Raw genomic sequence first — 22283 nt, forward strand, 5'->3', positions numbered from 1 at the left:
GGGGGGCCGCTACGCGCCCCAACGGGGGCAAGCCCCCTCGCCACAATATGCGCGCCTGAACGCAAAATGCCCGCCATAAAGTGCTAGCGCTGCTTTTATCCCATTGTTTCGACTTTCGATTTGCTCAATCGCGAGTCACTTCTATATTGAGGGGGTGCTCTGAATTTCCTGCCTCCTGTTGAGCTTGGCCCATGGCAACTACCGATCAGCTGATCATCTGCGAGCACTGCGACAGCGTGTATGAAAAAGTATCGCTCGCCAAACATCAGAAAACCCTGTGCACACGCTGCGGCGGTGTGCTTCAGCGCTATAACGGCCTCACCGTGGAACAACGTCTGGCGTTGACCTTCACGGCGCTGATGCTCTGGATATTCACCAATTTCTATCCGGTGATGAGCATCAGCTTCAATGGCGTCAAAAACAGCGCAACGCTTTGGGACTCCGTGCTCGCCCTGAGCATGGGGCCGATCACGTTCATTGCCATGGTGGCAGCCATCGCGATGATCATCGCGCCGATCTTTCAATTGATGCTGTTGATCTGGGTGCTGGGGTTTGCCCTTGGGCATCAACGCTCGCCCGGCTTCAAACTCTGCATGCGCTGGCTGGAAGCTTTGCGTCCCTGGAGCATGCTCGAAGTCTGCCTTTTGGGGGCGATGGTCGCGGTGATCAAGCTCGCCGGCCTGCTCGATGTGCTGCCCGGCATTGGCTTGTTCGCCCTGGCGGCGCTGAGCCTGATGATGATCCGCATCGCCGGGCGCGATATCCGCGAACTCTGGGACAGTCTATGAGTTCGCCTCCGTACGCCGACGAGCTCAACCTGTGCCTGTGCCACACCTGCGGGCTGGCCTGTGACACGACGGGCGATCCGCACGAATGCGAGCGTTGCGGTGCAGCGCTGCATCGGCGCAAAAGCAATTCGCTGACGCGCACCTGGGCGTACATGCTTGCGGCGCTGGTGTTCTACATCCCGGCCAACCTGTTACCGGTGATGAACACACAGATGGTCGGCAATGGCGCCGACAGCACGATCATGAGCGGTGTGCTGGAATTCTGGGAAGCCGGGGCCTGGGACATCGCCCTGATCATTTTCATCGCCAGTATCGCGGTGCCGGGCATCAAGTTCGTCGCCATCACCTTGCTGCTGGTCACTGTGCAACGCGACAGCGAGTGGGCGCGCAAGGAACGCTCGACGCTGTATCGATTCGTAGAAGTCATCGGCTACTGGTCGATGCTCGATGTGATCGTGGTCGCCCTGGTGGCCTCGCTGGTGAAATTCCAGGCCCTGGCCGACATCGAACCGCGGCCGGGCATTCTGTTTTTTGGCCTGGTGGTGGTGTTTACCATGCTGGCGGCCATGAGTTTCGATCCACGCTTGATCTGGGATAAAGAGCGGGAAAATCCACACAATGAGGAGGTCACGGATGAAGTCACAAGCCACTGACGGGCCGCAAGCCCCCGGGCAGGCGCCGATCAAGACCCGCCGCTTCAGCGTTTCGCTGGTCTGGATTGTTCCGATCGTCGCGGTGCTGGTGGGTATTTCGCTGGTGGTACACAGCATTTTGCAGCAAGGCCCGGTCATCGTTATCACGTTCAAGACCGGCGACGGCCTAACGGCGAACAAGACCGAGGTCAAGTACCGCAATGTGGTGATCGGTCATGTCTCCGACGTGGAACTGGCCGATGACCAGAAGAGCGTCAATGCCACCATCAAGCTCGCCAAGCAGGCGGAAAGCTTCACCCGTGAAGATTCGCAGTTCTGGGTGGTGCGCCCGCGCATTGGCGCCGGCGGCGTGTCAGGCATCGATACCTTGCTGTCGGGCGACTACATCGGCGCCGATATCGGCCAGGCGAATGGCCGGGCGAAACACTTCAAGGGGCTGGAAAACCCACCGCCCATCACTTATGGCGAGCCGGGCAAGCGTTTTACCCTGTTTACCCAGGACCTGGGGTCGCTGGACATCGGTTCTCCGGTTTACTACCGCAAGATCCCGGTCGGCCAAGTGGTGGCCTACGCCCTGGACCCCGATGGCAAGGGCGTGAACATCGAGTTGTTCATTCATGCACCCAACGACAAGTACGTCACCGAAAACACCCGGTTCTGGAATGCCAGCGGCATTGACGTGAACGTCGGCGCCAACGGGTTCGCGGTCAAGACTGAATCCTTGTCTTCACTGCTGGTGGGCGGTATTGCCTTCCGCGCGCCGGATTACAGCCCCAACGACAAACCGGCTGCCGCCGAGTATGCCTACGAACTGTTCGACGACCCGCAAACCGCCCTCGCCCCGCCCAACGGCAAGCCGCAATACCTGGCCATGCGCTTCGACCAGGCACTGCGCGGGTTGAAGGTCGATGCGCCAGTCGAGTTCCTCGGCGTGGAAATCGGCAAGGTGGTCTCGGTAAATCTGGATTACGACGAGAAAAAACGTTCCTTCCCGGTCAACGTCGGCATCGTGATCTACCCGCAACGCCTGGGCCAGGCTCACCTGAAAATGATCAAGGCACTCAATCATGACCCCAATGACGAAGCCGGTAGCGTGCGGCTGATCGGCACTTTCATCGAGAACGGCCTGCGTGCCCAGGCCCGTACCGGCAACTTCCTCACCGGCCAGTTGTACATCGCCCTGGATTTCTATCCCAAGGCCGAAAAAGTCGCGTTCGATGCAAACGCTCGCCCTGTCGTGATCCCGACCATACCGGGTAGCCTGGAGCAACTGCAGGAAAAACTGGAATCGATGGTCGACAAGATCAACAAACTGCCTATCGAACGAATCGCCGGCAATCTTGACGGTAATCTCGTCGAACTGCGCAAAGGCATGATGCAGTTCAACGGCAAGATCCTGCCTGGCGCGCAATCGACCATGGCGGACCTCAGCAAGACGCTGGACACCGCTAACACAACGCTCAAATCAGCCAGTTCGACCCTGGCCGAGGACTCGCCACAACGGGAAAAATTGTCGCAGACCCTGGAAGAGCTGGGACGTACGTCGAGATCCTTGCGTGATCTTTCGGATTACCTGGGACGGCATCCGGAATCGCTGATTCGCGGCCGTCCGAACAATGCCGCACCCGCTGACCTGCAAGGGCCACCGCGCAATTGAGCACAGGAGCAATACCCATGGCTTTACCGCTGAAGTTGACACTGGTTACTGCGATGTTGCTGCTCGCCGCTTGCCGCAGTGATCCGATTCAATTCCACACCCTGACCCCGACGCAGGTGGGCGATCACTCAAAAACCACCACCGGGGTGATCCAGATCGAAACGGTCAGCGTGCCGCCCCAAGTCGATCGTGCGCAAATCGTCATTCGCCAGGGCAACAGTGGCCTGGCAATCCTGGAAACCCAGTGGTGGGCCGCCACCCTGGTCGATGAGTTTCGCAGCGCACTGGCCGATCAGTTGAGCAACACCCCGGCACAAGGCAAGCATTCGGTGCGGGTCGATGTGCAGCGTTTTGACTCGGTTCCCGGTCAATACGCGTTGATGGATGTGAAGTGGCGCCTGCGCAGTGCCAGTGCCGGCGACACGGCACGAGTGGTTTGCCGCAGCACCCTGCAAACGCCGTCAGGCCCGAGCATCGATGAACTGGTGCTGGCCCAGCAAAACAACATCAAGCGCCTGGCCGCACTGATCAGCCAGGCGGCCACCCGTCCCCAAGCGACCTGTCCTTCGCCCTGAGGTCGTTTCTCCTCCTGCGGATGTAACGGCGACAAGTGCGTCGTTACATCTGGTACAAATCCCTACTGCCCCTTGTTGCTTTCCCGAGTAACAGCAAAAGATAACAATTCCCAGTAAGCCGCTAATTATCTGCCCAACCCTGCGCTGCAATTTTTTCACATTCCTTTCACCGCTCCGACACTTGCCCGGAATTAGCCTGTGCACCAATTACTTCGCTCAACTTAGTCTCGGCGAAATTTTGTGCTGTTTGACGTTGTGTTTAACGGCACTTTCCCTGGCGCTTCCATTGGTGGACAAACTTGGTCAATTCCGTCTCGCGTAAACCGTCTTCGCGCCTTTCGAAATCAGTCGTTGCCATTGGCGCACTGACCGTCGCCCTGCTGGGCACGGGCTTCGTCCTGTGGCCAAAATCCCCGACCAACCTGGCCCACGAGGGCGCTAAGGCCCGCACCCAGTTGCTGCAACAGTGGAGTGCCGGCGAAATCGCGGTGTTGGTGCGTCATACCGAGCGCTGCGACCGTTCGAGCAACCCTTGCCTGGGCCCGGCTGACGGCATCACCAAGGTCGGCAGTGAAGCGGCGGCCGGTGTCGGCCAGGGCCTGACGCGCCTGGGCTTGTCGCAAACCGACATCCTGACCAGCCCGGTTACGCGCACGGTGCAGACCGCGCACTACATGTTCAACAGCGACCCACGGACCCAAGAGTGGCTGGCAACCTGTGGCACCACCCTGCGCAATGACGTTGTTGCCCACAAGGTCGCCCACCGCAACCTGGTTCTGGTTACTCACAGCGGTTGCATCTCCGATTTTGAAAAGCAGACCGGCCTCAAGCATGCGGCAAAAGACGCCGAATACGGCAGCTCGTTGTTCGTGCGCATTGATGGCACTGGCCAACTGCAAGTTCTGGGCATAGTGAATGCCGGGGACTGGAACACCCTTCTGCAAGAAAAAAACTGAGTCATTACGCACGGAAAACTTTGGCAACAAACTATTTCAAAGCGGACTGAATGAAGCCTGAACGGAACAGCGAGAAGTGTTCGTGCACTTCTCGCGGCTCACTATCATCCCGACTTTCTCTCTTGCTAGTTGCCCACTGTTTTAAACCAGACAACTCAGCACCAAGGTCGAGTCATGACATCAAATCAATCATTGCCGCAGGTTTCCGGCCATTCTTCTCACCTGTCGGCGCCGTCCTCTTCTAATCAGGAACGCTGGATGCTGTTCGCCTTGGTCCTGGCGTTCTTTGCGTTCTACCTGCTGCCGCTGATCAGCCACGGGTTGTGGATTCCCGATGAAACCCGCTATGCCCAGGTCAGCCAGGAAATGCTTCTAGGTGGCAACTGGATTTCGCCGCACTTCATGGGCTTGCGTTACTTCGAAAAACCGATTGCCGGTTACTGGATGATCGCCATCGGCCAAGCCGTATTCGGTGACAATCTGTTTGGCGTGCGCATTGCGTCGGCGGTGAGTACCGGGCTCAGTGTGTGGCTGGCCTACTTGATTGCCCGTCGATTCTGGGGTGATCCGCGCAAAAGCTTTGCCTGCGCACTGCTGTACATGAGCTTCGGGCTGATTGCCGGCCAGGCCGGTTACGCCAACCTCGATCCGCAGTTTACCCTTTGGGTCAACCTGAGCCTGGTGTCCCTGTGGTTTGCCATCGACAGCCGTACCTCGCGTGCAAGGCTAGGTGCGTGGGTGATGCTCGGCGTCGCGTGCGGCATGGGCTTCATGACCAAGGGTTTTCTGGCGTGGTTACTGCCGGCCGTGATCGCCCTGCCCTATATGGTCTGGCAACGTCGCGTCGGCGAACTGTTGCGATACGGGCCACTGGCCGTTGTGGTCGCGGCGGCGGCCTGCTTGCCCTGGGCGTTGGCCATCCACCATCAGGAACCAGATTTCTGGAATTTCTTCTTCTGGAACGAGCACGTCCGCCGCTTCGCCGCCGACAATGCGCAACACGCCCGCCCGTGGTGGTTCTACCTGCCGATGCTGGTGGTGTCGGTGCTGCCGTGGTCTGCATTGTTGCCGACCACATTCATCCAGGCCTGGCACAACAAGCGCCAGCCGGTCAGCGCGTTTCTGCTGCTATGGATGCTGTTGCCCTTGGCAATCTTCAGTCTGAGCAGTGGCAAGCTGCCGACCTACATCATGCCGTGCCTGTTGCCGTTGGCACTGCTGATGGGGCATGCGGTGACCCACCTGCTGGACCAGTCCAAAGGACGCATCCTGCGTATTAACGGTTGCCTCAACGTGGTGATTGCCACTGCAGCGCTGATTGCCTTGCTGTACCTGCAGTTGCGCAAAGAGGTGTTCGAAAACACCGAGATGCTCAGCCTGTCCCTGGCGTTCATCGTGCTGCTGGGCTGGATCATCGCCAACGCCTTGCAAATCCTGCGGCCGTTGACCCTTTGGTCGATGCCGGCCCTCGGCATCTGGTTATTGGTGGCCCTGCTGCCCGCCGCCATGCCGAGCCAAATCGTCGACAGCAAGATGCCCGACCGGTTTATCTCCGAGCACCTGGACAGTCTGAACCAGACCACCACGCTGCTGAGCAACGATCTGGGAGCCGCCTCGGCCCTGTCCTGGTTGACCAAGCGACCGGAAGTCGCGCTTTACGATGTGGTCGGCGAGCTGAAATACGGCCTCTCGGATCCCGCAGCGGCGTCACGCAGGGTGACCCAGCATGACGTCGGCCAATGGATGATCGAAGCGCGTAAAAAGGGCGCGGTCGGCGTTGTAATGAGGGTCAATAGCGTCGCTGAAATTCAGGAAGTCGAAGCACTGCCCACCGACGGTAAACACTATCAGCGTGGCAACCTGCAGGTCTTTATTTTCCCGCAAACCCGCCCCTGATAATCACAGTGCAAAAAACCCGAAAGGCAGTTGCGGCCTCTCGGGTTTTTTCATTTCTGCTTCGGTGTTTGCAATCACCGCTGGCACACTGCTGCTAATCTGAATGACAATGACATGTATTAACGGTTTTTTTGACGTTATTTTCTCATTTGCATCTCTACATTCCCTGCAATTTCAAAACATGCAAATGATTCGCATTGGTTTACAAGCGTTTCATTGCGCATGACTTTCAAAAAAATGCACCAGGAGCAGCCCGCAGAATGATCCCCAACATCCCTTCGTTCTTGAAAAAAGCCCTGCTGGCCACCGCGCTGCTGAGCGCCGGCCAGGTCTATGCAGCTGATTCCGTCGGCATCGTGGTGTACAACGCGCAACACGAAGGCTTGACCAAGGCCTGGGTCGAGGGCTTCACCCAGGAAACGGGCATCCCGGTCACCTTGCGCAACGGCGATGACACCGAGATGGGCAACCAGATCGTGCAGGAAGGCGCGGCCTCCCCGGCAGACGTGTTCCTGACCGAGAACTCCCCGGCCATGGTGCTGGTCGACAATGCCGGGCTTTTTGCACCTGTCGACAAGACCACCCTGGAGCAAGTCGACTCCGCGTATCGCCCGGCCCACGGTAAATGGGTCGGCATCGCCGCCCGCTCCACAGTGTTTGTGTACAACCCAAGCAAACTGTCGGAAGCCAATCTGCCGAAGTCGATCATGGACCTGGCCAACCCTAGCTGGAAAGGTCGTTGGGCCGCCTCCCCAGGCGGTGCCGACTTCCAGGCCATCGTTGCTGCCATCCTCCAGCAAAAGGGTGAAGCCGCCACGCTGGAATGGTTGAAAGCGATGAAAACCAACTATTCCAACTATCGTGGTAACAGCGCGGTGCTAAAAGCGGTGAACGCCGGGCAGATCGAAAGCGGCGTGATCTACCACTACTACAGCCTGGTCGATCAGTCCAAGACCGGCGAAAACAGCAAAAACACCACCCTGCACTATTTCAAGCACAAAGACCCGGGCGCTTTTGTTAGCATCTCCGGCGGCGGCGTCCTCGCCTCCAGCAAGCACAAAGACCAAGCCCAGGCGTTCCTCAAATACATTACCGGCAAGGACGGCCAGACCGTGCTGAAGGACGGCAAGTCGTTTGAGTACGCGGTGGGCAAAGGCGCTGAATCCAACCCTAAACTGGTGCCTCTGAATCAACTCGATGCGCCGACTGTCGATGCTTCCAAACTCGACAGCAAAAAAGCCGTAGAGCTGATGACACAGGCCGGACTGCTTTAAATTGATGCCTGAAACCCTGCCTGCGGGGGTCGCTGAGGCGACACCCGCGTATTTGCGTCGACGTTCCCGCGGAGTCTTTGCCGGGCGTGGCGGTGTATGGGTGATCGGTTTGTCGGTGCTGGTTTCGTTACTGGCATTGGTACCGATTGCCTACGTTATTGCCGTGTCCCTGCAGACAGGCTGGTCAACCGTTGTGACACTGGTATTCCGCCCCCGGGTCGGTGAACTGCTGGTCAACACCGTGTTGCTGGTGCTGCTGACGATTCCCTTGTGCGTTGCGCTGGGGGTGACGCTGGCGTGGCTCACCGAACGCACGAACTTGCCGGGACGGCGCTGGTGGTCGTTGCTGGCCACTGCTCCGCTGGCGGTACCCGCGTTCGTTCACAGCTACGCCTGGGTCAGCCTGGTGCCGCCGATTCACGGGCTGTTTGCCGGTGTCCTGGTCTCGGTCATCGCTTACTTCCCATTCCTGTATTTGCCGGTAGCGGCGACCTTGCGCCGGCTCGACCCGGCCATTGAAGACGTCGCCGAGTCCATGGGGCTCAAGCCTTGGAAAGTTTTTTTCCGCGTGGTCCTGCCGCAGTTGCGACTGGCGATTTGCGGTGGCGCCCTGCTCGTCGGCCTGCACCTGCTGGCCGAATACGGGTTGTACGCGATGATTCGCTTCGACACCTTCACCACCGCGATCTTTGACCAGTTCAAATCGACCTTCAACGGTGCGGCGGCGCACATGCTGGCCAGTGTGCTGGCGCTGTGTTGCCTGGCGATGTTGACGGCCGAATCCGCTGCCCGGGGGTCCGCGCGCTACGCTCGCGTCGGTTCGGGGAGTGCCCGTGAGCAACGCCTCGTCGTCCTGAAAACCCCGGCAACGCTGCTATCGCTGGCCCTGCAAATCCTGACCTGCGCCCTGGCCCTCGGTGTTCCGCTGATCACCCTGGGCAAATGGCTGATCGCCGGCGGCGTGGACGTCTGGGACATGGCCGAATTGCTGCCCGCCCTGGAGCAAACCCTATTGCTCGGTGTCGCCGGCGCGGCACTGACCACCTGCGCGGCGATCCCGATTGCCTGGCTGTCGATCCGTTACCCCGGCCGCATGCAGCGGGTACTGGAAAGCTGCAACTACATCACCAGTTCCCTGCCGGGCATCATCGTGGCGCTGGCCCTGGTGACCGTCACTATCCATTTCGCCCGGCCGATCTACCAGACCACCTTCACCGTGTTGCTGGCCTACCTGCTGATGTTCCTGCCGCGCGCCCTCGTCAGCCTGCGCGCCGGTATCGCCCAGGCCCCGGTGGAGCTGGAAAACATCGCCCGCAGCCTTGGCCGTTCGCCCGCCCGGGCCCTGTGGCTGATTACCTTGCGCCTGGCCGCGCCGGGGGCCGCCGCCGGTGCGGCGCTGGTGTTCCTGGCGATCACCAACGAACTGACCGCGACCCTGCTGCTGGCGCCGAACGGCACGCGCACGCTGGCGACCGGATTCTGGGCGCTGACCAGCGAAATCGATTACGCCGCTGCGGCGCCCTACGCCTTACTGATGGTTGTGCTGTCGCTGCCGCTGACCGGACTTCTTTATCACCAATCGAAAAAAACGGCTGGCCGATGAACACTCTTGAACTGAACGCCCTCTACAAATCCTACGGCGCCCATCGCGCCCTGGACAATGTCAGCCTGTCGGTACCGAGCGGCAGTCGCACGGTCATCGTCGGCCCTTCCGGCTCGGGCAAGACCACGTTGCTGCGGATGATCGCCGGCTTCGAATTCCCCGACTCCGGGCGCCTGACGCTCAATGGCCAGACCCTGGTCGACGGCACCCACGAAGTGCCGGCGCACCAACGCCTGATCGGCTATGTGCCTCAGGACGGCGCCCTGTTCCCGCACATGACCGTGGCGGCGAACATCGGCTTTGGCTTGTCGACCAAGGGCACCGAAAAACAGCAACGCGTCGCTGAATTGATGGACAGCGTGGCGCTGGACGCGACGATGGCCGAGCGCTGGCCCCATGAACTCTCCGGTGGTCAGCAACAGCGCGTGGCCCTGGCTCGGGCGTTGGCGCAACAACCACGACTGATGCTGCTGGACGAGCCGTTCTCGGCGCTCGATACCGGGTTGCGCGCCGCGATGCGCAAAATGGTGGCGCGGCTGCTGGAAGACGCGGGCGTCACCACCATCCTGGTCACCCATGACCAGAGTGAGGCCTTGTCATTCGCCGATCAGTTGGCGGTGATGCGTCACGGCCGACTGGTCCAGTCCGGCCATCCGCTGGACCTCTACCGCTACCCCGAAGACGAGCAGACCGCGCTGTTCCTGGGGGATGCCGTGGTCATGCCGGCGCGCATCGAGGCCGGTTGGGCCCATTGCGACCTGGGGCGTATCCCGGTCAACAATCACCGCAACAACAGCGCGGCTCAAATCATGCTGCGCCCCGAACAGCTGCAACTGGCCAGCGTCCACCCCGATGATCCGGAAGCCAGTGGCTGCCGGGCCATGGTCACTGACCGCGATTTCAGCGGCAACACCTGTACGCTGACGGTGGAGTTGCAGGCATTGAACCACCAGCAACCGGGCCGATCGCTGCTGGTGCGCAGCTCAGGCATGTATGCGCCACCGGCCGGCAGCGCGGTTCAGGTCTCGACCATTGGCCATGCCCACGTGTTGAGCGAGGCGTAAACGCTCAAAGGTCGAATCGGTCCACGGCGCGACGCCGCTCGTTGTCATCGCGCACATCATAGTTCGCGGTGGTCTGGATGTTGCTGTGGTGCGCGAGTTTCTGCGCAATCGACAAATCATGCTCTTCGATCACCCGGGTTATAAATGAACGCCGGAAGTCGTGGGGCATGATTTTCACCCCAACCTGCGCGCCACGCTGCCGGGCAATGTAGTAGATCGCATGCTTGGTGATGCGCTCGCGGGTGATGTGGCTGCCACGGCGGATGCGGTTGAACAGGAACGGGTCGTCCGACTCCCCCTCCTTGAGCATTGAGCGGCGCAGCTCCAGCCAGGCTTGAAGTTTGGCGAAGGCCCAGGCCGGCGCGTACTTGATCAACTGCTTGTTGCCCTTGGCCGTCACTCGCAGGCTGCGCTCGGTGAAGTCGACCTGATTCAATTCCAGGTTCACCGATTCCGACTTGCGCATTCCCGACCCGTACAAAATCCCGATGATCGCCGCGTCCCGCAGGCCTTGTGGCCGCGGATCGGCCGCGCAGACCGCCATTAACTCCTGAATCAGCGAGCGCCTGAGATTACGCCCCTGGGACAACCGCGTACCGGCAATGCCCTTAACCGAACGCAGCTTCAACAGATGTTCCTGAGAGATCAGGCTCATGCGCCACGCCTCGTTCATCACGCCACGCACGGCATTGACATAGAGCGACGAGGTATTGGGCGCGTAACCGTCCGAACGCAAGGTGGCCACGAGGGCGATCACGTCTTCAGGCTGCAAGTCGTGCCACGGTATCTCCTCGATATCCTGGTCTTCGAACCCCAGGCGATCGGCGGCATCCTGCAGCACATAACGCATGGTCAGCTGGCTGGACGGCGCCAGACGCGCCAGATAGAGAGTCAGCGGATTGGTGAGTAATGGGCGTGAATCAGTTGCAGGTAAGTCAATCAAACGAAACGGCCTTGAATGTAAACAGTTCTATGAAACAACTAAGAGGTGAAATAACGATCAAATAAAAGACAATACTTCTGTAGGCCTTTTCCTAAAAAACGCGATAAACGGAGGAAGTCTGAACAGCGGCTTAATAGCCCTCAGATAAAACGATTCCCCAACCGTTTTTTCATGCGCTTTTCACAAAAACGGGCATAACCTTGTATAAAGTCGGTGTAACCCGAATGGAAGCCCCAACCTGCCGGCCATGACGCCAAAAGTCAACCGCCAGGCTTTTTCGCCGCCACCCGGTAACTAGTTGATTTGATGCAGATTCTGATTTAGCGTCTATGCTGATTTCTGGATCCTTTTTTAGCCTCAAAGGCTATTTACGTTATCAGCCCCCGAGGTACCCATGAGTCAGGCGTTTCTCCCTTTCTCTCGTCCCAGTATCGGCGACGAAGAAATCGCTGCCGTCGAGCAAGTATTGCGCTCTGGCTGGATCACTACCGGGCCAAAGAACCAGGCACTGGAAGAACACTTCGCCAACTACGTCGGCTGCCGACATGCCGTGGCACTGTCCTCGGCCACCGGCGGCATGCACATCACCCTGCTGGCATTGGGCATCGGCCCTGGCGATGAAGTCATCACGCCGTCGCAGACCTGGGTGTCCACCGCCAACATGATCACCCTGCTGGGTGCCACGCCGGTATTCGTCGACGTCGACCGCGACACGCTGATGACCGACGTCGCCCTGATCGAAGCGGCCATCACGCCACGTACCAAAGCCATCATCCCGGTGCACTACGCCGGTGCCGCATTCGACCTTGATCCGCTCTACGCGTTGGCCGACAAGCATGGCATTGCCGTGATCGAAGACGCCGCCCACGCTGCCGGCACGCTGTACAAGGGTCGCCATGTCGGTTCCAAAGGCACCGCGATCTTCTCGTTCCACGCGATCAAGAACATGACCTGCGCCGAAGGCGCGATGTTCGTCAGCGACGATGAAGCCTTGGCCTCGCGGGTGCGCATGCTCAAGTTTCACGGCCTGGGGGTGGATGCCTACGACCGCCTGACCCATGGCCGCAAACCTCAAGCCCAAGTGATCGAGCCCGGCTTCAAGTACAACCTGGCCGACATCAACGCCGCCATCGCGCTGGTGCAACTGGAACGCCTGGACGAGATCAACGCCAAGCGCACGCAACTGGCCCAGGCCTACCTGCAACGCCTGGAAGGCTTGCCGGTGCAACCGCTGGCCATTCCCGCCCATTCGCAACAACACGCCTGGCACCTGTTCATCCTGCGTATCGATGCCGAGCAGTGCGGGCTGGATCGCGAAGCGTTCATGAAAGCACTGCAGGAACAGAATGTCGGCACCGGTATTCACTTCATTGCCACTCACCTGCACACTTACTACCGACAACGTTACCCCAACGTGTACCTGCCCAACACCGAATGGAATTCGGCGCGGCTGTGTTCGATCCCGTTGTTCCCCGACATGACCACCGATGATGTCGAACGCGTCGTCGGGGCCATCGAAAACTGTATGGACAGAAGCCTTTGAGACCTTACCCAATCAACTTCGTGTCGATCGTCATCCCGGTCTACAACGAACAGGAAAGCCTGCCCGAGCTGCTGCGGCGTACCGAAGCGGCTTGCCAGCAATTGCACCACCCCTACGAAATCGTGCTGGTCGACGACGGCAGTCGTGACGATTCGGCACAGCTTCTCGAAGAGGCCGCCTCCCGTGAAGGCAGCCCGGTGGTGGCGGTCATCCTCAACCGCAACTATGGCCAGCACGCGGCGATCATGGCCGGTTTCGAGCAATGCAAGGGCGATGTCGTCATTACCCTCGATGCCGACCTGCAAAACCCGCCCGAAGAAATCCCGCGCCTGGTCGAGCAAGCCGAACTCGGCTATGACGTTGTCGCGACCGTGCGCAATAACCGCCAGGACTCGGCCCTGCGCCGCTGGCCGTCGAAACTGATCAACCTCGCCGTGCAACGTTCCACCGGCGTGGCCATGAGTGACTACGGCTGCATGCTGCGCGCCTACCGACGGACCATCGTCGACGCCATGCTCGCTTGCCGCGAACGCAGCACGTTCATTCCGATCCTGGCCAACAGTTTTGCCCGCCACACCACGGAAATCCTCGTGATGCACGCCGAGCGTGAACACGGCGACTCCAAATACAGCCCGATGCGCCTGGTCAACCTGATGTTCGACCTGGTCACCTGCATGACCACCACACCGCTGCGATTGCTGAGCATCGTCGGTTTCGGCATGGCGGCGTTGGGCGTGCTGTTCGCCGTGGCGTTGATCCTGCTGCGCCTGGTGTTCGGCGCCGGTTGGGCCGGGGACGGCACCTTCGTGCTGTTCGCCGTGCTGTTCGTTTTTACCGGTGGTCAATTCATCGGCATGGGCCTGTTGGGTGAATACCTGGGCCGCATGTACAGCGACGTGCGTGCACGTCCGCGCTTCTTCATTGAAAAGGTGCTGCGTAGCCAGCCCGCCTCCCCCGCTTGCGCTGTTGCTGTCGACGGCCTTACTTCCACTTCTTCAGATCAGGTTCCTTCATGAGTGCAAAAGCTGTTGTCTTCGCCTACCACGATATTGGCTGCGCCGGCATCGAATCCCTGCTCGCCTCCGGTTTTGAGATTGCGGCGGTGTTCACCCACGCCGACGATCCGAAGGAGAACGCGTTCTACGGTTCCGTCGCGCAACTGTGCGCCCGCCACGGCATTGCCGTGCATGCCCCGGAAGACGCCAACCACCCATTGTGGATCGAGCGCATCGCCAAGCTCGACCCTGAGTACATCTTCTCGTTCTACTACCGCAACCTGCTGAGCGAACCCCTGCTGGCCACGGCGCGCAAAGGCGCGTTCAACCTGCACGGCTCCCTGCTGCCACGCTACCGTGGTCGCGCACCGGCCAACTGGGTGCTGGTCAATGGCGAAACCGAAACCGGCGTGACCCTGCACCGCATGGTCAAGCGTGCTGACGCGGGCGCCATCGTTGCCCAGCAGAAAGTGGCGATTGAGCGCAGCGACACCGCCCTGAGCCTGCACGGCAAATTGCGCACCGCTGCCGCTGAACTGCTGCGCGACACCCTGCCGGCGCTGCTGCAAGGCAAGACCAGCGAAACCCCGCAAGACGAAGCCAAGGCCACCGTGTTCGGCCGTCGCACACCGGCCGATGGCAAACTGGTCTGGGCCAAGCCAGCCGAAGAACTGTTCAACCTGGTCCGCGCCGTGACCCAGCCATACCCGGGCGCTTTCTGCGACGTGGGCGAGCACAAGCTGATCGTCTGGAGCGCCGAAGTCGCCAAGGGCAATGAAGGTCAGGCACCTGGCCGTGTCATCAGTGTTGATCCGCTGCGCATCGCCTGCGGTCAGGATTCGCTGATCATCAACGCCGGCCAGCGTAACGAAAACGGCCTATACCTGAGCGGCCCGCAACTGGCCAACGAACTGGGCCTGGTAGACGGTTCCGTACTGCGCGGTGCCGAATCCGGTCGCGCCCCGCGCCGTACCCGCGTGCTGATCCTCGGTGTCAACGGTTTCATCGGCAACCACTTGTCCGAGCGCCTGCTGCGTGACGACCGCTACGAAGTGTACGGCCTGGACATCGGTTCGGACGCCATCGAGCGCCTGCGCAGTCACCCGAACTTCCACTTCGTCGAAGGCGACATCAGCATCCACTCCGAGTGGATCGAATACCACATCAAGAAGTGCGACGTGGTCCTGCCGCTGGTGGCCATCGCCACCCCAATCGAATACACCCGCAACCCGCTGCGCGTATTCGAACTGGACTTCGAAGAGAACCTGAAACTGGTTCGTTACTGCGTCAAGTACAACAAGCGCGTGATCTTCCCGTCGACCTCGGAAGTCTATGGCATGTGCCAGGACAAGAACTTCGACGAAGACAGCTCGAACCTGATCGTTGGCCCGATCAACAAGCAACGCTGGATCTACTCGGTTTCCAAGCAACTGCTGGACCGCGTGATCTGGGCTTACGGCGCCAAAGGCCTGAACTTCACCCTGTTCCGTCCATTCAACTGGATGGGCCCGCGTTTGGACCGCCTGGACTCGGCGCGTATCGGCAGCTCCCGCGCCATCACCCAGCTGATCCTGAACCTGGTGGAAGGTACGCCGATCCGCCTGTTCGACGGTGGCGAGCAGAAGCGTTGCTTCACTGACATCGCCGACGGCGTAGAAGCCCTGGCACGCATCATCGACAACGACAACGATGTCTGCAACGGCCAGATCATCAACATCGGCAACCCAGAGAACGAAGCCAGCATCCGTCAGCTGGGCGAGGAACTGCTGCGTCAGTTCGAAGCTCACCCGCTGCGCGCCAACTTCCCTCCGTTCGCCGGTTTCCGCGACATCGAGAGCAAGGCGTTCTACGGTGCCGGTTACCAGGACGTGGAACACCGCAAGCCAAGCATTGCCAACGCCAAGCGCCTGCTGGACTGGACGCCGACCGTTGAAATGCGCGAAACCATCGGCAACACCCTCGACTTCTTCCTGCGTGAAGCCATGCTCGAAATCGCGGACAAGCGCTGATGCAAGCAGGACTGCGGATTGATGTCGACACCTACCGAGGCACCCGTGAAGGGGTGCCCCGGTTACTGGAAATCCTTGATGAAGCACAGGTCAAGGCGACGTTCTTCTTCAGTGTCGGGCCGGACAACATGGGGCGCCACTTGTGGCGCCTCATCCGTCCACAGTTTCTCTGGAAAATGCTCCGCTCCAACGCAGCCGGCCTGTATGGCTGGGACATCCTGCTGGCCGGTACCGCATGGCCGGGCAAACTGATCGGTCGCGACCTGGGGCACCTGATGCGTCAGGCCCGGGATGCCGGGCATGAGGTTGGCCTGCACACCTGGGATCACCATGGCTGGCAAGCCAACGCCGGAACCTGGAGCGAGGCGCAACTGATCGAGCAGATCCGCAAGGGTGTCGACACGCTCAGCGACATACTCGGGGAGAAAGTCGACTGTTCGGCGGTTGCCGGCTGGCGGGCCGACGAACGCGTGATCGAGGCCAAGCAAGGTTTCGGTTTTCGCTACAACAGCGACTGCCGTGGCCAGAGTCTGTTCCAGCCCCGATTGGCCAACGGGCAATTGGGAGCGCCGCAAATCCCGGTGGACCTGCCGACCTTCGACGAAGTGGTCGGGCCTACCGTCGCTGCCAAGGATTTCAACACGTTCATCCTGGACCGGTTTACCCCGGAAAAACTCAATGTCTACACGATCCATGCCGAGGTAGAAGGGATTCTGATGGCCAACGATTTCCGTCAACTGCTGAGCGATGCGCGACAGCGGGACATACAGTTTCAACCCTTGGGCGAGCTCTTGCCCGAGGCCCCTGACCGCTTGCCGGTCGGCCGCGTGGTACGCGGTGCGCTCGAAGGCCGCGAAGGCTGGCTGGGAGTGCAAGGCGCATGAGCAAACGCTGGGCGTTGCCGTTGTTGCTGGCGCTGATGGCGCTGGCCTACCTGCTGCCGTTGGGCAGTCATGGCTTGTGGATTCCTGACGAAACCCGCTACGCACAGATCAGCCAGGGCATGCTCCTGAGCGGTAACTGGGTGTCGCCGCATTTCATGGACGTGCGCTATTTCGAAAAACCGGCGGCCGGCTACTGGATGATTGCCATCGGCCAGGCGCTGTTCGGGCAGAACCTGTTCGGGGTGCGCTTTGCCTCGGCGCTGAGCACGATTTTGAGCGTGCTACTGTGCTACCTCGTCGCGCGCCGCATGTGGAACGACCCGCGCAAGAGCTTCGCTTGCGCCTTGCTCTACATGAGCTTCTCGGTGATTGCCGCTTCGGCCGGTTATGCCAACCTCGATCCGCAATTCACTTTCTGGGTCAATCTAAGTCTGGTCGCCTTGTGGTTTGCGCTGGACAGCGTCAGCCGGGGTCAGCGCCTGATTGCCTGGGCGGTACTGGGCCTGGCGTGCGGCATGGGCTTCATGACCAAGGGTTTCCTGGCGTGGCTGTTGCCGGTATTGGTCGCCCTGCCGTGGGTCATCTGGCAAAAACGCTGGCGTGACCTGCTGGTCTACGGCCCCGTGGCGATTGTGGTCGCCATCGTCGTCAGCCTGCCATGGGCATTGGCCGTACACGCCCAGGAACCCGATTACTGGCGCTTCTTCTTTTGGCACGAACACATCCGCCGCTTTGCCGGGGACGATGCCCAGCACGATGCGCCATGGTGGTTCTACCTGCCGTTGCTGGTGGGGTTCAGCATGCCGTGGGTGGCCTTGTTGCCGACTGCGCTGAAGCAGGCCTGGCAGACCCGCCGTCAGTCCAATATCGCGTTCCTGCTGCTGTGGCTGTGGATGCCGTTGTTCTTCTTCAGCCTGAGCAAGGGCAAGTTGCCGGCCTACATTCTGCCGTGCCTGCTGCCGCTCGCCTTGCTGCTCGGTCATGCGCTGGCTGACAAATTGAAGCTCGAGCGCGGTCGTGTCCTGGGTTTCAATGGCCTGTTGAACCTGGTGCTGGGTATGGTGACCTTGCTGGCGCTGGTGTACCTGCAACTGAAAAAGCCGATCTACGATCATGAACTGCACAACCTGGTGCTGGTGTTCATTGGCCTGATCGGCTGGATCATGGCCAACCTGCTGCAGGCTTTCCGTCCGTTGCAGTGCTGGGCTGCCCCGGCGTTTGGCAGCCTGTTGCTCGTCGCATTGCTGCCGGCTGGCCTGCCCAATTCCGTTGTTGCCAACAAGACACCAGACCAGTTCATCCTCGATCACGCCCAGGAACTTGGCCAGAGCGCCAAGTTGTTGAGCAACGACCTCGGGGCTGCATCAGCGTTGGCGTGGCGGGTGAAACGCCCGGAAGTGGCTTTTTTCAACACGATAGGCGAACTGAAATATGGCCTTGCCTATCCTGATTCGCTTAAGCAGCGCGTCGACCCCGACCAGGTGCAACAGTGGATGCACGACGCCCGCCAGCAAGGTTCGGTGGGTGTGGTGATGCGGGTCAAGGGTGATGAAGAGCTGCGCGAACTTGATCAATTGCCAAAAGAAGGCAAGCGTTACGAACAAGGCAACCTGGTGATTTTGATTATCCCTCAGGCGACACCATGAGCCTGCTATTGCTACTGGTGGCCTGTCTGCTGACCTGCCTGGGCCAGGTCGCCCAGAAATATGCGGTAGAGAGCTGGCGCGGCCAACCGTCCGGGTGGGCCGACACACTGCGCTCGCCCTGGCTGTGGCTGGCCCTGGCCTCTTTGGGGCTGGGCCTGCTGGTGTGGCTGCTAGTGCTGCAACGCCTGGAAGTCGGGATTGCCTATCCGATGCTCAGCCTGAATTTTGTGCTGATCACCCTGGTGGCGCGTTTCGTGTTCCATGAAACCATCGACCGCCGTCACTGGCTGGGCGTGGCGCTGGTGATCGGCGGCGTAGCACTGCTGGGGCAACACGCATGAAACCGACTCGCGGTATTAGCTTCGCGCTGGGCAGTGTGTTGCTGGTCAGCGCCGCCCAACTGGGCATGCGCTGGAGCATGAGTCACCTGCCTCAGCCAGATCAGTTGCTCAGCGCGCACATCGACCTGACGGCAGTTGCCGTGGTGCTCCTGGCCATCTTCGCCTACGCCCTGTCGATGCTCTGCTGGCTCGCCGCCCTGCGCGACCTGCCCCTGGGCCGGGCCTACTCGTTGCTGAGCATCAGCTACGCGCTCGTGTACCTGCTGGCCGCCAGCCTGCCGCTGTTCAACGAAGCGTTCAGCCTTACAAAAAGCCTTGGCGTGGCACTGGTCATCCTCGGCGTGATTACCATCAATTCTCGACCTGCTCGTGCGCCCGAATTAAGGAGTGCTTCATGAAAATCAGTGTGTTTGGTAGCGGTTATGTTGGTCTGGTGCAGGCAGCGGTATTGGCGGAAGTGGGCCATGACGTGGTCTGCATGGACGTTGACGAGAAAAAGGTCGAACTGCTTAAACAGGGTCACGTGAGCATCTTCGAGCCGGGGCTGGCCAGCCTGGTGCGCGAAGGACTCGATGCCAAGCGCTTGCAGTTTTCCAGTGATGAAAAACTTGCCGTCCAGCACGGTGAGGTGCTGTTCATCGCCGTGGGCACGCCGTCCCGCGAAGACGGCTCGGCAGACCTGCGCTACGTCATGTCGGTGGGCGAAGCCGTGGCTCGCCATCGCGAAAAACCGGCGATCCTGGTGGAGAAGTCCACCGTGCCCGTCGGCACCGGAGACGCCCTGCGCGCGCACATGGACAAATGCCTGGCCGAGGCCGGGCGCACGTTGCAGTTCGACATCGTCTCCAACCCGGAATTCTTGAAAGAAGGCTCGGCCGTGGCCGATTGCCGTCGTCCGGATCGGATCGTCGTCGGTTGCGAACGCGAAGAAGTGCGCGACGTGATGCGGGACCTGTACTCGCCGTTCAACCGCAACCATGAACGCATCATGTTCATGGACCTGCGCAGCGCCGAGCTGACCAAGTACGCCGCCAACTGCATGCTGGCAACCAAGATCAGCTTCATCAACCAGATCGCCGAACTGGCCGAACACCTGGGTGCCGACATCGAATCGGTACGCCTGGGCATCGGCGCGGATTCGCGCATCGGCTACCACTTCATCTACCCCGGCTGCGGCTACGGCGGCTCATGTTTCCCCAAGGACATGCGCGCCCTGATCCACAGCGCCGAAGAAGCCCATTGCTCCAGTGACCTGCTGCAAGCGGTGGAAGCGATCAACGAGCGGCAGAAACACAAGCTGTTCGAGCGCATCAATGCGTTCTACAAGGGCGACTTGCGCGGCAAGACCTTTGCGGTCTGGGGCCTGGCCTTCAAACCGAACACCGACGACATGCGCGATGCACCGAGCCGCGTGCTGCTCGAATCGTTGTGGGCCGCCGGCGCCAATGTCCGTGCGTTCGACCCGGAAGCCATGCAGGAAACCCAGAAGCTGTATCCCAATGAGTCGAAACTGATGCTCATGGGTACGCCGGAATCGGTGTTGTCCGGTGCCGACGCGCTGATCATCTGCACCGAATGGCAACAGTTCAAGGCGCCGGACTTCGATCTGATCGAGCAACGCCTCAACGCGCCGGTGATCTTCGACGGCCGCAACCTGTACGACGCCGATCGCCTGGCACGCAACGGGTTCACCTACTTCCCGATCGGCCGCGGCGAGTCGCGCAAGTTACCGATTCCTTACCAGCAATGGTCAACCGAAGCCGTGGTCGCCTGAATCCCATGATCCCTCAGATCCGCCAGCAGTCCCTCGCGCTGGGCCTGTTGGCGCTGTTGTTGTTCTGCGCCGGGATGTACCAGCAAGCGGCCATCGGTTTCGATTCGCGCTTCGTGCTGTTCGCCCAGGAGATGCTGCGCTACGGGCCGTCGTTTTTTCCGACGACCTATGGCCAGCCCTACGCAGACTATTCGGGACTTTCAACGGTCTTCATCTGGCTGCTGTCGCTGCCGTTCGGTCAGGTCTCCAGCCTGACCGCGTGGCTGCCGAGCGCCATCGCCGCTTCGGTCATCGTCACCTTGATGTACCGCCTGCTGGCGCCCTACTCCACGCGCTGGGCATTGCTCAGCATCGCCTTGATGCTGCTGACGAACACGTTCATCACTGAAACCCGCGCCGTCTCGCTCGACCTGATGCTAGCGGCGGTGGCGTTCAGCGTGTTTTACCTCGGCTACACCGCCGATCATTTTGCCGCGCCGCGCCGCTGGGGCCTGATCTTCGCCTTGCTGATGCTCGGCTTCTGGATCCGTGGGCCGATCGGCCTGGTCATTCCGACGGGGATGCTGTGCAGCTATTTCCTGGTCAATCGTCAATGGCGGCGGTTGCTGGTCTTCGGCGTGCTGGCGTCTGTGCTGCTGGCGGTGTGCGTCGGCCTGTTGTTGTGGCTGGCGGACGTCAGTGGCGGCCCGGCTTTCTTGCAAGACGTGATTCGCATGCAGTTCATGGGACGCATGGACGGCAGCGAAGGCTCCAACGAAGTCTTGTATTACTTCACCAGTTCGCTGGGCAACTACGCACTGGCCTGGCCACTGGCAGTGCTGGCGCTGGTGGCGGTCGCAGCATCTGGCCGAGAGCAGCAAGGCCCGGCATTGCGCCTGACGCTGTACTGCCTCGCCGCCGGGTTGATCGTGATGGTCGGACTCTCCGTCCCGCAAGCAAAAAAGGCCCGATACCTGCTGCCGATGCTGCCCATGGCGGCGATCATTGCCGGTTATCCGTTCTACGCCGTGCAAGGTAGACTGTTGCGTTGGCTGCGTGTGTTGCTGCAAGGCGTGTGGCTGCTGATGCCGGGGCTGCTGATCGCGACCTTGCTGGTGATTCAACGCAGATTCCCCGAAGACGTGGCGCACCTCACTTCGCTGTTCATCATCCTTGGCGTGCTGCAAGTGGTCGCCCTGATCGCACTCAAGCAGTCCCGTTGGCGCGCGCAGATTCTCGCCTTGTGCGCGGTCCTGGCACTGTGGTCGGTGTATATCCTGAAGTTCGAACCCATCCAGCGACAGCTCTACGACACCCGGACCTTCAGCCACCAAGCCTTCGAACTCGTGCAAAAAGACCCTGCCCCGCTGGTGATGCACGCGATGGGCAAGGATGCCAAGGCCATCAAGTTCATGGTCAACATCAATCAGGGCCTGCAACCTGTGTTCACCGATTCGCCACAGGAACTTGAAACCCTCAAGGGCCCGGCATGGCTAATGATGGACCTGAACGCCTACAAGACCTTGCAAGGCACGGCTATTGGTTCATTACCACCGGTGTTGAGCGGGCGCTTTGACAAGAATGATTTTGTGTTGCTGCATTACCTGCCTTGATGCAGCACGCTGGCACAAAATCATTTCCGTCCTACTGAATACTCCGAAACGCCCTACATCCCCACTGAAACACTTTTCGTAGAGTGCCAC

19 protein-coding genes are annotated in these 22283 nt (G+C 60.3%); 18 read left to right on the forward strand and 1 reads right to left on the reverse strand.

Annotation, left to right across the window (positions count from 1 at the left end):
* Positions 1–191 precede the first annotated feature (191 nt).
* The 9 genes from J1D76_RS18155 to J1D76_RS18195 all read left to right on the forward strand — a co-directional run bounded on the left by J1D76_RS18155 (position 192) and on the right by J1D76_RS18195 (position 10466).
* Positions 192–788, forward strand: a complete 597-nt coding sequence (locus tag J1D76_RS18155; RefSeq protein WP_421139638.1) for a paraquat-inducible protein A — start codon at positions 192–194, stop codon at positions 786–788.
* Entirely contained in the window at positions 785–1441 is a 657-nt protein-coding gene (locus J1D76_RS18160; RefSeq protein ID WP_421139639.1) for a paraquat-inducible protein A, read from the forward strand. The genes J1D76_RS18155 and J1D76_RS18160 overlap by 4 nt, the downstream gene beginning before the upstream one ends.
* Complete coding sequence (locus J1D76_RS18165) at positions 1422–3098, forward strand: intermembrane transport protein PqiB (RefSeq protein ID WP_421139641.1); 1677 nt, start codon at positions 1422–1424, stop codon at positions 3096–3098. The genes J1D76_RS18160 and J1D76_RS18165 overlap by 20 nt, the downstream gene beginning before the upstream one ends.
* Before the next feature lie 17 nt (positions 3099–3115).
* Entirely contained in the window at positions 3116–3673 is a 558-nt protein-coding gene (locus J1D76_RS18170) for a PqiC family protein (protein ID WP_421139642.1), read from the forward strand.
* 299 nt (positions 3674–3972) lie between these two features.
* Positions 3973–4629: a histidine phosphatase family protein gene (locus J1D76_RS18175; RefSeq protein WP_421139644.1), complete on the forward strand. Its 657-nt coding sequence runs from the start codon at positions 3973–3975 to the stop codon at positions 4627–4629.
* 174 nt (positions 4630–4803) lie between these two features.
* A complete protein-coding gene (gene arnT, locus J1D76_RS18180; protein WP_421139645.1) occupies positions 4804–6525 on the forward strand; it encodes a lipid IV(A) 4-amino-4-deoxy-L-arabinosyltransferase in 1722 nt (573 codons plus the stop codon).
* Between the two features lie 260 nt (positions 6526–6785).
* The gene (locus tag J1D76_RS18185; protein WP_421139646.1) at positions 6786–7799 is read left to right on the forward strand and encodes an iron ABC transporter substrate-binding protein; all 1014 of its coding nucleotides are present in this window, start codon (positions 6786–6788) and stop codon (positions 7797–7799) included.
* A gap of 4 nt (positions 7800–7803) precedes the next feature.
* Positions 7804–9402 (forward strand): ABC transporter permease, encoded by a 1599-nt coding sequence (locus J1D76_RS18190; RefSeq protein WP_421139647.1) that lies wholly within the window; start codon positions 7804–7806, stop codon positions 9400–9402.
* Positions 9399–10466 carry an ABC transporter ATP-binding protein gene (locus tag J1D76_RS18195; RefSeq protein ID WP_421139648.1) on the forward strand — a complete coding sequence of 356 codons (1068 nt, stop codon included), beginning with the start codon at positions 9399–9401 and terminating at the stop codon, positions 10464–10466. Before J1D76_RS18190 ends, J1D76_RS18195 begins: the two co-directional genes overlap by 4 nt.
* Positions 10467–10470: 4 nt before the next feature.
* Here the strand turns inward: J1D76_RS18195 and J1D76_RS18200 are convergent, their stop codons facing one another.
* Complete coding sequence (locus tag J1D76_RS18200) at positions 10471–11409, reverse strand: site-specific integrase (RefSeq protein ID WP_421139649.1); 939 nt, start codon at positions 11407–11409, stop codon at positions 10471–10473.
* A 394-nt stretch (positions 11410–11803) separates the two neighbouring features.
* On the opposite strand from J1D76_RS18200, the gene arnB reads away from it, so the two are divergent.
* The 9 genes from arnB to J1D76_RS18245 are packed head-to-tail and all read left to right on the forward strand — an operon-like array spanning position 11804 to position 22193.
* The gene (gene arnB, locus J1D76_RS18205; protein ID WP_421139650.1) at positions 11804–12952 is read left to right on the forward strand and encodes a UDP-4-amino-4-deoxy-L-arabinose aminotransferase; all 1149 of its coding nucleotides are present in this window, start codon (positions 11804–11806) and stop codon (positions 12950–12952) included.
* Positions 12949–13968, forward strand: a complete 1020-nt coding sequence (gene arnC, locus J1D76_RS18210) for an undecaprenyl-phosphate 4-deoxy-4-formamido-L-arabinose transferase (protein WP_421139651.1) — start codon at positions 12949–12951, stop codon at positions 13966–13968. The genes arnB and arnC overlap by 4 nt, the downstream gene beginning before the upstream one ends.
* A complete protein-coding gene (arnA, locus tag J1D76_RS18215) occupies positions 13965–15956 on the forward strand; it encodes a bifunctional UDP-4-amino-4-deoxy-L-arabinose formyltransferase/UDP-glucuronic acid oxidase ArnA (RefSeq protein ID WP_421139652.1) in 1992 nt (663 codons plus the stop codon). Before arnC ends, arnA begins: the two co-directional genes overlap by 4 nt.
* Positions 15956–16840: a 4-deoxy-4-formamido-L-arabinose-phosphoundecaprenol deformylase gene (gene arnD, locus J1D76_RS18220; protein ID WP_421139654.1), complete on the forward strand. Its 885-nt coding sequence runs from the start codon at positions 15956–15958 to the stop codon at positions 16838–16840. Before arnA ends, arnD begins: the two co-directional genes overlap by 1 nt.
* Positions 16837–18486: a lipid IV(A) 4-amino-4-deoxy-L-arabinosyltransferase gene (gene arnT / locus J1D76_RS18225; RefSeq protein ID WP_421139655.1), complete on the forward strand. Its 1650-nt coding sequence runs from the start codon at positions 16837–16839 to the stop codon at positions 18484–18486. The genes arnD and arnT (J1D76_RS18225) overlap by 4 nt, the downstream gene beginning before the upstream one ends.
* A complete protein-coding gene (arnE, locus tag J1D76_RS18230) occupies positions 18483–18827 on the forward strand; it encodes a 4-amino-4-deoxy-L-arabinose-phosphoundecaprenol flippase subunit ArnE (protein WP_421139656.1) in 345 nt (114 codons plus the stop codon). Before arnT (J1D76_RS18225) ends, arnE begins: the two co-directional genes overlap by 4 nt.
* Positions 18824–19225, forward strand: coding sequence for a 4-amino-4-deoxy-L-arabinose-phosphoundecaprenol flippase subunit ArnF (gene arnF / locus J1D76_RS18235; protein WP_421139657.1), 402 nt, complete (start codon positions 18824–18826; stop codon positions 19223–19225). Before arnE ends, arnF begins: the two co-directional genes overlap by 4 nt.
* A complete protein-coding gene (locus J1D76_RS18240; protein WP_421139658.1) occupies positions 19222–20601 on the forward strand; it encodes a UDP-glucose dehydrogenase family protein in 1380 nt (459 codons plus the stop codon). The genes arnF and J1D76_RS18240 overlap by 4 nt, the downstream gene beginning before the upstream one ends.
* A gap of 5 nt (positions 20602–20606) precedes the next feature.
* Entirely contained in the window at positions 20607–22193 is a 1587-nt protein-coding gene (locus tag J1D76_RS18245; RefSeq protein ID WP_421139660.1) for an ArnT family glycosyltransferase, read from the forward strand.
* The last annotated feature ends 90 nt before the right edge of the window (positions 22194–22283 follow it).

Origin of the sequence: Pseudomonas sp. NFX15 (genome assembly GCF_049132105.1) — a bacterium.
Classification (GTDB): Bacteria; Pseudomonadota; Gammaproteobacteria; order Pseudomonadales; family Pseudomonadaceae; genus Aquipseudomonas.